The sequence below is a fragment of the Streptomyces sp. SID13666 genome (assembly GCF_010548325.1).
In the GTDB taxonomy this organism is placed as follows: Bacteria; Actinomycetota; Actinomycetes; order Streptomycetales; family Streptomycetaceae; genus Actinacidiphila; species Actinacidiphila fildesensis.
In genome coordinates, this window is sequence record NZ_JAAGLX010000221.1 from 1 (window position 1) to 404 (window position 404).

At 58.2% G+C, this 404-nt stretch carries 2 protein-coding genes; both read right to left on the minus strand.

What is annotated here, in order from left to right; translation table 11 throughout:
- The coding region (locus G3I60_RS47320; protein ID WP_369334880.1) for a glycosyl hydrolase family 28-related protein at positions 1-167 on the minus strand (167 nt) is incomplete at its 3' end.
- 29 nt (positions 168-196) lie between these two features.
- On the minus strand, positions 197-404 hold a 208-nt coding region (locus G3I60_RS44880), incomplete at its 5' end, for a hypothetical protein (RefSeq protein ID WP_203675363.1).

Here is a 404-nt window from a genome sequence, read left to right on the forward strand (position 1 = left end):
CCGCTGTCGTGCGCAAGGTCAAGGGCAGCCTGAATCGCCAGCGTATCGTCAGTGACCCCGTCGCCCACTGCGCCGAAGGTTTCAACGTTCACAGTGGACGACGTGTTCAGCCTCTCAAGCATGTACTGAAGCCGGCCACCCGTAATGTCCATACCTGGGCGCCACATGTTCACTGGAGTGGACAAGACGGATCCTCCTAAAGGGACGTGATCGAAGGCTTAGCAAGACGTATTGCTGTGCCTGCTGACTGAGCCTTGGTCACACCGTTCTGCGAGCGCACCACAGTGAAAACCTGGGAATCAGTGATCTCGAAGTTGTCAAACCGAATAGCGGGACTGCTGTTCGTGTTGCCGGCGAACCCACCAGCGAGCAACCCAACCTCGCCGCTAGCAAGAGGGCTGTCC